Source organism: Streptomyces sp. NPDC002889 (genome assembly GCF_042888425.1).
Classification (GTDB): domain Bacteria; phylum Actinomycetota; class Actinomycetes; order Streptomycetales; family Streptomycetaceae; genus Streptomyces.
The window spans coordinates 360,431-374,222 of record NZ_JBIAPT010000002.1; the positions used below are offsets into that span (position 1 = coordinate 360,431).

Here is a 13,792-nt window from a genome sequence, read left to right on the forward strand (position 1 = left end):
TCGCCCCTGATGTACCTTTCGACCCGCTTGCCGGTTCCGGAGCGCGGGACTCGCCGGAACGGGTGACGGAACGAGTGCCGGTCAGTCATCCGGTCCCGGCGGGCGGGTAGGCGTACTCAATGGACTGGCTGACGAAGCTCCCCGTCATCGGCCCGCTCGCGGCCCGGCTGATGCGCACACACGTCTGGCGTTCCTACGAGACGCTCGAGCGGGTGCACTGGACGCGCCTCGCCGCCGCGATCACCTTCATCAGTTTCCTCGCACTCTTCCCGCTGATCACGGTCGCCGCCGCGGTGGGCGCCGCCCTGCTCGACCAGCAGCAGCTCGCCACGCTGGAGAACAAACTGTCCCAGCAGGTGCCGGGCATCTCCGACCAGCTCGACATCAACTCCCTGGTCGCCAACGCGGGCACGGTGGGACTCGTGGCCGGTGCGCTGCTGCTGCTCACCGGTATCGGCTGGGTGGGCTCCATGAGGGAATGTCTGCGAGCCGTCTGGGAGCTCGACGACGCGGACGCGGACGAGGTCAACCCGGTGGTGCGCAAACTCAAGGACGCGGGCGTGCTGGTGGGGCTCGGCGTGACGGGGCTCGCCTCGATCGCGGCATCCGCGCTCGGCTCCACCACGGTCGGCTGGACCGCCGAACGGCTCGGCATCGACCAGAGCGGCTGGGGCGGTGCGCTTCTCCAGGCCGCAGCCCTCGCGATCGCCGTCCTCGCCGACTTCCTGATCCTGCTCTACGTACTGACCCTGCTGCCCGGGGTGCAGCCGCCGCGCCACCGACTGATCGTGGCGGCACTGATCGGCGCGGTCGGCTTTGAACTGCTCAAGCTGCTGCTCGGCGGCTATATGAGGGACGTCGCGGCCCGCAGTATGTACGGCGCGTTCGGCGTCCCCGTCGCGCTGCTGTTGTGGATCAACTTCACCGCGAAGCTGCTGCTGTTCTGCGCCGCCTGGACGGCGACGCCGAGCAAGGAGACGCAGAACGAGGGCGAGGGAGCTAGCGACGCGGGAGGCGACGCACCAGATCGGGCAGCGGCCAGCGGCGGTTGACCAGGAACACCCCGGCCGCGAGCAGCACCAGCGCCCCGCCCGTGATGCCCAGCGCGATCCCGATGCCGCCGGCTCCGTGCCCCTGCGAGGCGACGGGCTTCGCGGGCGCACCCTTGCCGTTCGGAGCCTGCTCCGTGCCGCCCGACGACGTCGCCTCCGCGGACTTCGGCGGCACCAGTTCGCCGACCGGCTTCACCTTTCCGGCCGCGGCGAAGCCCCAGTCGAGCAGTCGGCCGGCCTCCTTGTAGACGGCCAGGCTCTCGCCCGAGTCCGGGTTCATGACGGTGACGAGCAGTACCCTTCCGTCCCGTTCGGCCACGCCGGTGAAGGTCGCGCCGGCATGCGTGGTGTTGCCGTTCTTGACGCCGGCGATGCCCTTGTACGGCGCGATGCCGGTGTCGCCGGTCAGGAGGCGGTTGGTGTTCTGGATCTCGAACGTCTCGCGCTTGCCGCCCTTCCCACGTTCGCCGGGGAAGTCGGCGCGTGCGGTCGCGCAGTACTCGCGGAAGTCCTTCTTCTGCATGCCGCTGCGGGCGATGAGCGTGAGGTCGTACGCCGAGGAGACCTGGCCGGGCTCGTCGTAGCCGTCGGGCGAGACGACCTCGGTGTCGAGCGCCTGCAGCTCTTCGGCATGCTCCTGCATGTCCTCGACCGTCTTGGAGATGCCGCCGTTCATCGCCGACAGGACGTGCACGGCGTCGTTGCCGGACCGCAGGAAGACGCCGAGCCACAGGTCGTGGACCGAGTAGGTGTTCTCCTCCTTGACCCCGACCAGACTGCTGCCCGCACCCACGTCGGCGAGTTCGTCCGCGGTCACCGTGTGCTCGGTGGTCTTGGGCAGCCGGGGCAGCACGGTGTCCGCGAAGAGCATCTTGAGGGTGGAGGCCGGGGGCAGCCGCCAGTGCGCGTTGTGCGCGGCGAGCACCTCGCCGCTCTCCGCGTCCGCGACGATCCAGGACCGGCCGCTGACGTCCTTGGGCAGGACGGGCGCGCCGGGGCCGAGGGCGACCTGGGTGCCGGGCTTGCCGAGCTGGGTACCGCCGACCGTGGACATGATCGCCGGCGGCTTGGGCTGTTTCCCGTCCGCCTCGTTGTCCAGGGTGTCCGCGAACGCGGGCGAGGCGGTCAATGCGGGCAGCAACGCGGTGGCGAGGACCGTCAGCGCGGTCTTTTTCAAAGCAGACACGGACGAGAACGTACAGGGCCCAGGAATAGATATGGTGATCGGATCGCTGACCCGCCGGGAGTAACGCCGGGACAGCCCACCCCGGGCAACCCGGTAGGAGGACGGCCGCGATACTTGTTCCATGAAGCTCAGCCGCCCCGTGTCCTGGTTCCTGCTCGCGTTCGGGGCATGGAGCTGGTTCATCTGGATCTCTTTCGTCAAAAACCTGTGGCAGGACGCCAGCGGGCTCGCCTTTGACGACGCGGGTGACCCGACCGGTTACTTCTGGGTCCATCTGCTGCTCGCCATTACGTCCTTTGTCCTGGGGACGGTCATCGGCGTCATCGGGTTGCGTGGCGTGCGTGCCTTGCGCCGTGAGCGCGACTGAAGGATAGGGAGCGTTCATGGTGGTCGTGGTGGTCCTCGTGGTGGTCCTGATCGTCTCGCTGCTGGCCGGGGTGCACCGGTACGTGTGGCTGCGACTGGTCCGCGACACGACGGGGCGCGGTTCGACCGTGCGCCGGATCGGTACGGCGGCCGTCTGGGTGCTGCCCCTGCTGTCCGTCGGCGCCCTGGTCTCGGGCCGCGCGGGCGCGCCGTTCTGGCTGGAACGGGCCCTGGCCTGGCCGGGGTTCCTGTGGCTGGCGACGCTGCTCTACCTCGTACTGGCCCTCCTGGCGGCCGAGGCGGCACGCCCGCTGCTGCGAAGAGCGCTGGAGCGCCGGGCGAACGCGAGGACGGACCGCGTGGCAGTGGCCGCGGCCCCGCCGCAGGCCGCCGGACCCGCTTCCGTGCCCGCCGCCGACCTGGTGTCCGCTCCGGCGGGTACTCCGGGCGCTTCGGCGGTGGGCGGCGTGCTCGCAGCCGAAGCGACCACCACCGAAACGGGTGACACCCGCCCGGCGGACGACAGCACCCCCGTCATCCCTCCGGCCGAGTCCCCCTCCGTCCCCCCGGTCCCGGAACCGGCCGTGTCCCGGCGGTTGTTCGTGTCGCGCCTCGTCGGCGGTGCCGCGGCCGCCGCCGCGGTCGGGACCGTCGGCCACGGGACGTACGGTGTGCTGCGCGGGCCTCGCATCAAGCGCGTGACCGTGCCCCTCGCCAAGCTGCCCCGTGCCGCCCACGGCTATCGCATCGCCGTCGTCAGTGACATCCACCTCGGGCCGATCCTGGGCCGCGCCCACACCCAGCGCATCGTCGACTCCATCAACGCCGCCCAGCCCGATCTCGTCGCCGTCGTCGGTGACCTCGTCGACGGGTCGGTGGAGGACCTCGGTCCCGCCGCCGAGCCGCTCGCGCAGCTCCGATCCCGCCACGGGTCGTACTTCGTGACCGGCAACCACGAGTACTTCTCCGGCGCCGACGCGTGGGTCGACCATGTACGCGGGCTCGGACTGCGGCCACTGCGCAACGAGCGCGTCCAGATCGCCGGCTTCGATCTCGCCGGGGTCGACGACGTCGCGGGCGAGAACGAGGGCCAGGGCCCGGACTTCGCCAAGGCCCTCGGCGACCGGGACCGCTCCCGCGCCGCCGTGCTCCTGGCACACCAGCCCGTCGTCATCCACGACGCCGTCGACCACGGCGTGGACCTGCAGCTCTCCGGGCACACCCACGGTGGTCAGCTCTGGCCCGGGAACTACCTCGCGGAGCTGGCCAACCCCACCGTCGCCGGCCTGGAGCGGTACGGCGACACCCAGCTGTACGTGACCCGGGGCGCGGGCGCGTGGGGCCCGCCCGTACGGGTGGGGGCCTCCTCCGACATCACCGTCGTACAGCTGGCTTCGCGGCAGGCGTAGCGCCGCCGGCTACCGCCCCGCCGGCGCCCGCGCCGGCCGGGAGCGCCACGGTCACCGCCAGGCCCTCGCCGGGCTCGGTCCGCACCGCGACCGTGCCGCCGTGCGCGGCGACCACCGCCTGCACGATCGCCATACCGAGTCCGCTCCCCACGGGCCCGCACTCCGCGCCGTCGGCCGACTCTCCGGCCGCCCGGAAGAAGCGGTCGAAGACCCGCTCCGCGTCCGGGCCGGACATGCCCGGTCCTTCGTCCGCGATCCGCAGGCGTACGCACGGCCGGCGATCGGCCCCCTCCGTACGCGTCAACTCCACCCGCACCGCGGCCCCCGCGGGGGTATGGGCGCGGACGTTGCCGAGCAGATTGCCGACCACCTGCCGCAGCCCGGACTCGTCGCCCTGGACGATCATCGCGCCGTCGGCCCGCACGGTCAACGGGCGCCCTGGCTGCTGGGCGCGCAGATCGTCCGCCCCGTCCCGTACCAGCCGACTCAGGTCGACCGGGCCCATCCGCAGCTGCGGCTGCTGGTCGAGGCGGGCCAGCGTGAGGAGTTCGTCGACCAGCCGCCCCATCCGGTCGGCCTCGGCGTTCATCCGTGCCAGCGCCCTGGTGCGGTCGGCCGGCTCGTGCAGCATTCCCTGGTCGTACAGCTGCAGATAGCCGCGGATGGCGGACAGCGGTGTACGCAGCTCGTGCGAGGCGTCCGCGACGAAGCGGCGCAGCTGCGTCTCGCTCTTCTCCCGGGTCTCGAACGCCGACTCCACCTGGTGCAGCATGGAGTTGAGCGCGACGCGCAGCTGCTCGATCTCGGTGACCGGATCGCGGCCGGCCGGTACCCGCCTGGTCAGATCGCCCTCCGCGATCGCCGACGCCGTCTCCACCATGTCCTCCAGCGGCCGCAGCCGGTACTGCGCCCCCAGCATGGTGAGCAGCGCGAGCAGGGCCAGCAGCAGTGTCCCGACGGCCAGATCCAGCCTGAGCGCCTTGCGTACGCCGGAGTGCACGGACCCGGTGTCGGCCCCCATCAGCACCATCGTCCCGTCGGCGAGCCGGGCGGCGACGACCCGGTACGGATCGCCGTCCAGGACCACATCACGTGCCTCGGCGGATGCGGCGAGGGCGCCCACGTCGTCGACGGCCTCGACGAGGGCGATCTGCCGCTCGGTGGGAGCGATCGTCGCGAAGGAGATCGGCCGTCCCTGGGCATCGACGGCGGCGAGGACCGTGGACGACCGGGGCAGCGTGCTCGCCTCCGACCTGTCCGGCGAGATCTGCTCGCGCAGCGCCCCGATGGCGCTCAGTGAGTCGACTTCCTTCCTGGTGAAGCCGGCGCGCTCCAGGGCGCTGCGGGAGGAGAGCAGCTCCGTGTCAACGCGTTCCAGCAGGTAGTGCCGCATGCCGAACAGGCTGACGGCGGTGGCCGCGACGATGCCGAGAGTCAGCAGCGCCACGTTCACGAACGTGAGCTTGGCGCGCAGCGAGTGCAGGCCCCGATGACGGCGGCTTCCGCGCCCTCCACTTCCACGTCGGTTCGAGCGCGCACGTTTCATGTCCGTCCGTCCGCGAGCCCGTATCCGATGCCCCGCCTGGTGGTGATCAGCGGTGGCCCCAGCGGGTCCAGCTTGCGGCGCAGATAGCTGATGTAGGTCTCGACGACGGTCGACTCGGCCTGGTGCTCGTACTGCCAGACATGCCGCAGCAACTGTTCCTTGGGCACGATCCGCCCGCCGTTGCGCACCAGGAACCGCAGCAGCGCGTACTCGGTCGGAGTGAGCTGTACGCTGCGGCCCGCCCGGCGCACCGCGTACGTCGCATCGTCCAGCTCCAGGTCTGCGTAGCGCAGCGGCGGCCGCACCGGCAGTACATCGCCGGGCCGGGTCCGGCGCAGGACGGCCCTGATCCGGGCCACCACCTCGTCGATGTTGAAGGGCTTGGTGATGTAGTCGTCGCCCAGCTCCAGCGCGCCCACGATCTCGGCCGGGGCGTCCCGCGCGGTGACGAACACGACGGCCGTCTCGGGGTGTGCGACGCGCAGTTCGCGCCCCAGCGCACGGCCGTCGCCGTCCGGCAGCATCACATCGAGAAGCGCCACATCGGGGCGGCTCCGGCCGGCGAGCACCTTGGCCTGCCGTACGTTCCCCGCGGTCATCACCTCGAACCGGTGGTAGCGCAGGGCGATGGCGAGGACGTCGGCGATGCTCGGCTCGTCCTCGACGATCAGCACGGTCGCTCCCTCATGGCTCATGACCCCAGTATCGGCACGCCGGTGGTGAACGGCGGCGGTCACTGTCTTGGAGTTCCTTGAGAGTCACCGCCGCAGCGCGCCGTGGGGAGGCTCCGCGGCCGATTCTGGGACCGGACCCGGGGGAGACGGACCGATGAAGGAGCGGGAATCGTGGCGGCATTGGCACGGTGGTGCTATCGGCACCGGCTGGTGGTCCTGGTGGTGTGGGTGGGCGCGCTCCTCGGCCTGATGGCCGGAGGAGGCGCCGCGGGCACCAACTACTCGAATGTCTTCAGTCTTCCGAACACCGATTCCACCCGCGCCCACGACCTGATGTCGAAGGCGTTCCCGGAGCGAGCGGGCGACACGGACACCGTCGTGTGGCGGGTGTCCGAGGGGTCGGCCGCGGACGCCGGTGTACGCGAACGGATCGAGCCGGCGCTCGAGAAGATCGCGGCGATGGACGGCGTCGGCCAGCTCGCGAGCCCGTACACCCCGGCAGGCGCGGCGCAGCTGAGCAAGGACGGCCGGACCGCCTATGCGCAGATCACCTTCGCCGAGCAGGCCAACGCCGTACCGAAGCCCCTGGTGGAGGATGTCGTCGAGACCGCGCAGGACGCGGAGCGCGCCGGGCTGCGGGTCGAGCTCGGCGGTCAGGCGGTCGCCCGCGTCCAGGAGCCGCCCACCGGTACCGCCGAGCTCGTCGGTATGGTCGCCGCGGCCGTCGTGCTCTTCCTGGCCTTCGGCTCGCTGTTCGCCATGCTGTTGCCGCTCATCGTCGCGATCTTCGGTGTGGGCACCGGAATGCTGTCGACGATGCTGCTCAGCCATGCCACGGACGTGCCCGAAGTGGCACCGCTGCTCGGCTCGTTGATCGGCCTCGGCGTCGGCATCGACTATGCGCTGTTCATCGTCACCCGCCACCGCAAGGGCCTGCTGCGCGGCACCGCGCCCGAGGAGGCGGCGGTCACGGCGCTCAACACCTCGGGCCGTGCGGTGCTGTTCGCGGGCGGCACGGTGTGCATTGCGCTCGCCGGCATGCTGGTGATGAACCTCCGCTTCCTCGACGGTGTCGTCATCGCGACCTCGCTCACCGTGGTGCTGAGCGTGTTGGCCGCGGTCACCCTGCTGCCCGCACTGCTGGGGCTGCTGGGCCCGCGGGTGCTCAGCCGCCGCCAGCGCAGCAGGCTCGCCGCCGAAGGCCCGGAGCCGCAGGAGTCGAACGGCGCCGCCGCGCGCTGGTCCGCGTACGTCCAGAAGCGGCCCCGCTCCATCGCGCTGGCCGCGATCGTGGTGATGGCGGCGCTCGCGATCCCCGTGCTGTCGCTGCGGCTCGGCGCGACCGACCAGGGCAACCACCGGGCGGACACCACCACCCGGCAGGCGTACGACCTGCTCGCCGAGGGCTTCGGACCCGGCGTCAACGGCCCCCTGCAACTGGTCGCGCAGGACGCCGAACCGGCCGCCGTGGAGCGGCTGGTGGCGCGGGTACGCGGCACGGAGGGTGTCGCGCAGGCGGTCGCGCTGCCCGCGCCGCCCGAAGCCGGGATCACCGTGATCCAGGTCGTGCCGACGACCTCGCCGCAGTCCGAGGAGACGGACCTGCTGATCGACCGCCTGCGCCACGAGGTCATTCCGCAGTCGGGCCAGCAGGTCCACGTCGGCGGCGTCACCGCGATCTTCAAGGACTTCGCCGCGGTCACCGGCGACCGGCTGCCGTACTTCATCGGCACGATCATCGCGCTGGGCTTCGTCCTGCTGCTCGTCGCGTTCCGTTCGCTGGTCGTGCCGCTGACGGCCGCGCTGATGAATCTGATCGCGGCTGCGGCGTCCTTCGGCGTGCTGGTCGCGATCTTCCAGTGGGGCTGGGGCGGGGAGCTGGTCGGCCTCGGCAAGGAGGGCCCGATCACCGCCTTCCTCCCGGTGATCATGCTGTCGCTGCTCTTCGGGCTCTCCATGGACTACCAGGTCTTCCTGGTCAGCCGGATGCACGAGGAGTGGGTGCACACCAAGGACAACGCACGGGCGGTACGCGTCGGTCTCGCGGAGACCAGCAGGGTCATCAACTGTGCGGCGCTCATCATGATCTGTGTCTTCAGCGCGTTCGTGCTCAGCGGTGACATGGAGGGCGCGATGGCGGGCATCGGGCTGGCGGCGGCCGTGGCGCTCGATGCGTTCGTCCTGCGTACGGCGCTGGTTCCGGCGGCGATGCATCTGCTGGGACGGTCCAACTGGTGGCTGCCGGCGGGTCTTGAGAAGCGGCTGCCGCATCTTGCGGTGGAGCCGAAGGAGGAGCCGGCGCCGGCCGTCGGGGCTTCGGCCGCGGCGCCCGGGCAAGGATCCGTCGTGCACGGCTTCGTCCGTACGGACGAGGGCGAGCCGGTCGGGAATGCGGTGCTCACCCTCGTATCGCCGGGCGGCAGCCAGGTCGACCGGGTGGAGTCGCTGGCCGACGGCTCCTACATCCTGTCCGCGCCGGCGGGTGGCGCGTATCTGCTGGCGGCGACGGCGGGGGTGCACGACCCATGGGTCCGGCACATCCTGATCGGCGGCGAACCGCTGGTGCACGATGTGACGCTGACGGATATGGGAGTCGCACCCTGACGGAGCCTCAGGATCGCACCCTGACGGAGCTCGGGATCATGCTCTGACGGAGCCTGTGACCGAGCTCCGGATCACGTCCTGGCCGGGCTCCTGGCGGACTTCAGGCGTCGCCGTCCGCGCCACTCCCGCGGGACTTGCGGGTCTTGCGGGCGGTGACGCTCTCGGCCATGCCGGGCAGGAAGTCCGTGAACAGTTCGTGCACGTCGTGTACGAGCGGCCGCAGCACGCGAAAGCGCGCGAGCGCGACCCCGCGTGAGGTGAGACGGGCGCCGCGCTCGGCGAGGCGCCTGCTGCGCTCACTGTCCTCCGAGCGGTCGAAGACCCAGTACAGGACGAGTCCCATCTGGGACAGCCACATCAACTCCGGGAGAACGTCCCGCAGTTCCTCCGCAACCTTTGACCTGGAACCTGCCAGGACCTCCCTGTGCACGCTGATCGCCGCCTCGCGGGCGTGCTGCGACTCGGAGGAGAAGGGGCTGAGCGGGCTCTCCGGATCGGCCGCGTTCTTGAAGAACTGGGCCGCGAACTCGTGGTATGGCGCGGCGATGTCCAGCCACGCCGTCAGCACCCCGGCGAGCCGGGCCTCGAGGTCGGTCTCCTTGTCCAGCACGGGCCGGACCGCCGCCTGGTGCTCGGCGGCGATCCGGTCGTAGAACCCCTGGACGAGATGTTCCTTGGAGGCGAAGTAGTAGTACGCGTTCCCTACCGAGACCCCGGCTTCCTTCGCGATGGCCCGCATCGTCGTCTTGTCGTAGCCGCGTTCCTGGAAGAGACGGAGTGCGGTTTCGAGGATGAGGGTGCGGGTCTGCTCGCTCTTGGGGGGCTTCGCTTCTGTCACGGTGTCCGAGCCTAACCGGGCACGCAGCACCGGTCGTCGCAGGGCGTACCCCTGGCGGCTCCCCCCGTGGTCACCTCCCGGTACTTGGCCGCCGCGAGCATCGTGACCCGTACGAAAGGGGCTCCGGCAGGGGTGGCCAGCCAGTGGGCCTTGGGCCGGTGGTCGGACAGGGCCCACAAGCAGACGATCCATGCGGCGGGGCCGGTGTAGAGCTGGCCCCGGTCGCCGATGACGGTGATCTCCCGCAGGGTCCGTTCGTGGTCGAGGCGCGGATACCTGCGCCGCGCCTCGGCCGACCCGGCGGGCACCATCTCCAGCGGTACGAGCTGCTTCTGGCGCCGCAGCCAGTTGCGCAGATGGACGCAGAGGGAGCAGTTGGCGTCGTACAGGACGGTCAGGCTGTGGACGGGCGTACGAACCGTGGTGCGGTTCGGATTGCCGGCGGCAGGGCGGGCCGGATGTCCGGCCGGAGCGTGCGGCGCGGTGTGTGCCCGGGTGCTCATCGTGCTCATGCCCCGGTGGGACCGGCAGTGGGTGCGGCCCAGGGGCCCGAGCCCGCCTGGCCCGTCCAGCCCTGCGGCGGCACCGGCGGCACCTGATCGCGCTCCATCGCTCCGCGCCGGCGGATCTTGTTGAGCACGTAGACGTTGCCGAGGTGCATCACGCCGAGGACCAGCAGGACGACACCGGTCTTCACCGAAAGGGCCTCGAAGAGTCCGCGGGCGTCGGTGACCGCATCGGCGGCCTTGAGGTAGAGGGCGACGAAGCCCAGATTCACCAGGTAGAAGCCGACCACCAGCAGGTGGTTGACGGCGTCGGCGAGCTTCTCGTTCCCCTGCAGTACGTCGGCGAGGAAGATCCTGCCGTTCCGGCCGAGCGTGCGGGCCACCCAGACGGTGAGCGCCACGCTGATCAGCAGGTAGATGACGTACGCGACAACAGTGAGGTCCATGCCCCACCCTCCCTTGAACGCGTTCAAAAGTCTTGGTGTCATGGACTGTAGACCTCTCTTTGAACATGTTCAAGTCAGGGGCTGGAAAGCAGGGGGCGGACGTGTCAAACCAGAGGCGCAGGTGGTGGGCAGGCATCTAACCTCGGCCGGATGACGCTCTCTTACGATGTGACCGGTGAAGGCCCCGCCGTTGTACTGCTGCACTCCTCGGTGTGCGACCGGCGGATGTGGGACGCCCAGTGGCAGGCGCTGGCGGACGCCGGACACCGCGTGGTGCGCTGTGACTTCAGAGGCTTCGGCGAAACACCGGTCGCCGATCGCCCCTACACCGACGCCGAGGACGTCCTCGACCTGATGGACAGCCTCGGCATCGAGCGGGCGGCTCTGGTCGGCTCGTCGTTCGGCGGCCGTGTCGCCCTTTTGGCCGCCGCGCGCAGACCGGAGCGGGTGACCGCGCTGGCGCTGCTGTGCGCTGGGCTGCCCGGCCAGGAACAGAGCGATGAACTCGCCGCCTTCGACCAACGGGAGACCGAGCTGTTCGAGGCCGGCGACCTCGCCGGCGCGGCGGCCTGGAACGTCACCACCTGGCTCGGTCCGGATGCCGACGGGGCGACCCGCGAAGCGGTGCATGCGATGCAGCTGCACGCCTTCGAGGTGCAGAGTGCCGCTGAGGAGGCCGTTCGGGACGAGGGCGCCTCGCTCGTGCTCTCCGGGACGCGGATCACCGAGCTGCCCGACTTCTCAAGGATCAAGGCGCCCTGTCTCGCCGTCTCCGGCGCGCACGATCTGCCGGACTTCCGGCGGATTGCCGCCCGCGTTCCCGCTCTCGTGCCGGGCGCCCGCCACAGGGAGCTGCCCTGGGCCGGTCATCTCCCCGGCCTGGAACGGCCCGCCGAGATCACGGCGCTGCTCCTCGACTTCCTCACCGAGCACCGGCGCCCCACCACGGCCACCGCCCAGGAGGTCCTCGATCTCCTCGGCCCTTCGGCACGGCCGGTCTGAGAGTCCGGCCGGACAGACGGCCTCGACACCACCGCGAACCGAACAGGCCGCGTGCGCCGCCGACTACGCGTCGCGCCTGAGCTGAGCCGTGATCGTGCGGTCGGTGATCCGGGCGTCGGCGGCGAGCAAAAACGCCTTGGACACGATCAGCGACAGCAGCCCGCCCTCCTCCTCGAACGGCAGGAACAGCCGCTCCTTGTCCCCGGACGCCACCGCCGGACGGTCCACCACGATGCACAGATACGCGTCGTTCGGTTCCATCAGGATGTTCCCCGACCCGAGGTGGATCTTGTACGTGCGCAATTCGCCACGCACCCGCAGAAAGCGGTCCGTGAGTTCCACCCGGTCCGCTATCCGCGTACGCGGCAGCAGCCTGGCCAGCGACTCGCGCCGTATCCGCGCCGACTCGGTCAGCTCGCCGAATGCCCAGCCCTGCCAGTAGTCGTCGAACGCCCGGTCCTCCCCGCGGTCCCGCCACTGAGGATCGGCCCCGACCGACGCCACGCCCACGAACAGATCCACATCCCGCATCGCCTCGCTGAGCGCCGGCTGCGGTACGTCGACGAGGTCGGCCCGCTCCCACGGCCCGCGCGCCCCCCGCCGGCGCTCGAAGCGCACCTGGTCCGTGGAACACATGGTCGCCAGACCGCCGTCGTCCCGGTTCTCGACGAGCTCGACATAGAAGCGGGCCCGCCAGAACTCGCCTTCGGACGGGCTCAGCTCACCCGGCCTCGGCAGCTCGCGCACCATCTCCGCCGCATAGCCGTCGCTGTGATACCCGAGGTGGTTGCCCGCCCAGCGGCGCTCCACCATCAGGGCCCTCGCCCGGGGGTAGCGCAGGATGTGCCCGGCGAAGCGGTTGGAGTAGTTCCGGGTGCTCTCCTCGGCCGGGGTGAGCGGATACACCTCCCGGAAGGCCTGCTTGAACGGCTGCCGCAGCTCGCGGTCGATGAGCTCCGTACGCCAGGCCCGGATCTCCTCGGCGTCCGCGCGCACCGGATGCCACAGCCGCAGCAGCGAGCCCGCCGTCACCGGCAGCGCGGTGCCGTCCGCCCCGGCCAGCGCCCAGCCGCCCGCCGCGCGCTCGGGAAGTCCGGCCGTCCACCGGGCGCCGCCGTCCGTGCTCGCCTCCCAGATCAGGGTGCGGGCGAGCGACCCGGTGAACGGGTGGTCGATGTAGTACGACTCCCAGTCCGGCAGGGCCCAGCGGGTGCCCGCCATGAGGTGCTCCTCGAGCCGCCCGCGCTCGACCGGCAGCAGCGCCCGCAGCTGCTTGAACGCGTCGCGCACCTCGGCCAGCCGGTCCCCGTACACCTCGCGCACCGCCTTCGGCGCGGACTTCAGCACCCGCCCCTGCGGCCCCCGGAACGCGAGCGCGGGAGCACCCGACGCGCCGACCGACAACAGCGCCGTGTAGTCACCGAGAGGCTCCTCCCGTATGCCGCGCGCATCGAGGCCCACGGTCGGCACCGCGCGCTCCCGCAGCATCGACGGCGTCATACCGCTGCGCTCGGCCACGGCATGGAGCGAGGCGGAGATGGCCTTCAGCACCGTGCGGTTGCGGATCGTGCGCGGCAGCCGACCGAGGCGCTCGGCGGCCTGCTCGCTCCGCTGACCGCCGAACTCGCCGAGAACCGCGACCGCGGTCGTCGCCAGCTTGCCGTTGCGGCAGACGCCGCCCGAACCGCCCCAGCCGGTGCCGGCGTTGAGCGCGACATCGGCGACGGCCGCCACGGCCCAGTCGGACTCGATCTCCGCGGCCGCCCACAGAAGTCCGCGCACCAGCACGGTGTTGTGCTCCGAGGCGATCCCCGGCCAGTCGCCCCCGCCCCACTGGGGCGAGTGCACCACGTGTTCGCGCTGCCGGGCGAGGCCCTCCAACAGCGCCCGCACCATCTCGGGACCGCGCTCGCAGCGCATGAGCAGCTCCGCGGCCCCCTTGCGCCACCGCTTGGTGGCTCGCACCTTGTCCTGAAGGGCGCAGTGCAGGAGGAACTCCTGGACGCCCGGGGAGGCGAGCAGCTCGGGATGCGCTGCCCGCATCGTCGGGCCGTACTCGTCCTCGTCGTCGAGCGGTGTGGTCACCGTCATGGTGCTGGTCCCTTCCCCGGGCCGAACTGCTCCTGACGGTACGGCGTGCCACTGACAGCGGGGTGAGGGGGC

The 13,792-nt window shown here is 71.1% G+C and carries 12 protein-coding genes; 5 read left to right on the forward strand and 7 right to left on the reverse strand.

Features of this window, described 5'->3' with window-relative positions:
- Window positions 1–119: 119 nt before the first annotated feature.
- Window positions 120–1,052 (forward strand): YihY/virulence factor BrkB family protein, encoded by a 933-nt coding sequence (locus tag ACFYWI_RS04485; RefSeq protein WP_389225023.1) that lies wholly within the window; start codon window positions 120–122, stop codon window positions 1,050–1,052.
- Here ACFYWI_RS04485 and ACFYWI_RS04490 read toward each other — a convergent pair.
- Window positions 1,000–2,238 carry a D-alanyl-D-alanine carboxypeptidase family protein gene (locus ACFYWI_RS04490; protein ID WP_389225025.1) on the reverse strand — a complete coding sequence of 413 codons (1,239 nt, stop codon included), beginning with the start codon at window positions 2,236–2,238 and terminating at the stop codon, window positions 1,000–1,002. The genes ACFYWI_RS04485 and ACFYWI_RS04490 overlap by 53 nt on opposite strands.
- Before the next feature lie 121 nt (window positions 2,239–2,359).
- Between ACFYWI_RS04490 and ACFYWI_RS04495 the strand changes: the two genes are divergently transcribed.
- Window positions 2,360–2,605 carry an SCO4848 family membrane protein gene (locus tag ACFYWI_RS04495; RefSeq protein WP_389225027.1) on the forward strand — a complete coding sequence of 82 codons (246 nt, stop codon included), beginning with the start codon at window positions 2,360–2,362 and terminating at the stop codon, window positions 2,603–2,605.
- Window positions 2,606–2,621: 16 nt separating this feature from the next.
- Window positions 2,622–4,013 (forward strand): metallophosphoesterase, encoded by a 1,392-nt coding sequence (locus tag ACFYWI_RS04500; RefSeq protein ID WP_389225029.1) that lies wholly within the window; start codon window positions 2,622–2,624, stop codon window positions 4,011–4,013.
- Here ACFYWI_RS04500 and ACFYWI_RS04505 read toward each other — a convergent pair.
- Together ACFYWI_RS04505 and ACFYWI_RS04510 are read right to left on the reverse strand one after the other, a co-directional pair.
- Window positions 3,979–5,559, reverse strand: coding sequence for a sensor histidine kinase (locus tag ACFYWI_RS04505; RefSeq protein ID WP_389225031.1), 1,581 nt, complete (start codon window positions 5,557–5,559; stop codon window positions 3,979–3,981). The genes ACFYWI_RS04500 and ACFYWI_RS04505 overlap by 35 nt on opposite strands.
- Window positions 5,556–6,254: a response regulator transcription factor gene (locus ACFYWI_RS04510; protein WP_389225033.1), complete on the reverse strand. Its 699-nt coding sequence runs from the start codon at window positions 6,252–6,254 to the stop codon at window positions 5,556–5,558. The genes ACFYWI_RS04505 and ACFYWI_RS04510 overlap by 4 nt, the downstream gene beginning before the upstream one ends.
- Window positions 6,255–6,413: 159 nt before the next feature.
- On the opposite strand from ACFYWI_RS04510, the gene ACFYWI_RS04515 reads away from it, so the two are divergent.
- The gene (locus tag ACFYWI_RS04515; protein WP_389225231.1) at window positions 6,414–8,837 is read left to right on the forward strand and encodes an MMPL family transporter; all 2,424 of its coding nucleotides are present in this window, start codon (window positions 6,414–6,416) and stop codon (window positions 8,835–8,837) included.
- A 100-nt stretch (window positions 8,838–8,937) separates the two neighbouring features.
- On the opposite strand, the gene ACFYWI_RS04520 is transcribed toward ACFYWI_RS04515, so the two are convergent.
- From ACFYWI_RS04520 to ACFYWI_RS04530, 3 genes are read right to left on the reverse strand one after another with little or no spacing between them, the layout of a single operon-like run.
- Window positions 8,938–9,675, reverse strand: a complete 738-nt coding sequence (locus tag ACFYWI_RS04520; protein ID WP_389225035.1) for a TetR/AcrR family transcriptional regulator — start codon at window positions 9,673–9,675, stop codon at window positions 8,938–8,940.
- Window positions 9,676–9,686: 11 nt separating this feature from the next.
- The gene (locus ACFYWI_RS04525; RefSeq protein WP_389225037.1) at window positions 9,687–10,187 is read right to left on the reverse strand and encodes a thiol-disulfide oxidoreductase DCC family protein; all 501 of its coding nucleotides are present in this window, start codon (window positions 10,185–10,187) and stop codon (window positions 9,687–9,689) included.
- Window positions 10,184–10,627 (reverse strand): hypothetical protein, encoded by a 444-nt coding sequence (locus ACFYWI_RS04530; protein ID WP_389225039.1) that lies wholly within the window; start codon window positions 10,625–10,627, stop codon window positions 10,184–10,186. Before ACFYWI_RS04530 ends, ACFYWI_RS04525 begins: the two co-directional genes overlap by 4 nt.
- A 150-nt stretch (window positions 10,628–10,777) precedes the next feature.
- On the opposite strand from ACFYWI_RS04530, the gene ACFYWI_RS04535 reads away from it, so the two are divergent.
- Window positions 10,778–11,629, forward strand: a complete 852-nt coding sequence (locus ACFYWI_RS04535) for an alpha/beta fold hydrolase (RefSeq protein WP_389225041.1) — start codon at window positions 10,778–10,780, stop codon at window positions 11,627–11,629.
- A 63-nt stretch (window positions 11,630–11,692) separates the two neighbouring features.
- On the opposite strand, the gene ACFYWI_RS04540 is transcribed toward ACFYWI_RS04535, so the two are convergent.
- Window positions 11,693–13,720, reverse strand: coding sequence for a DUF4132 domain-containing protein (locus ACFYWI_RS04540; protein ID WP_389225043.1), 2,028 nt, complete (start codon window positions 13,718–13,720; stop codon window positions 11,693–11,695).
- Window positions 13,721–13,792: the final 72 nt, after the last annotated feature.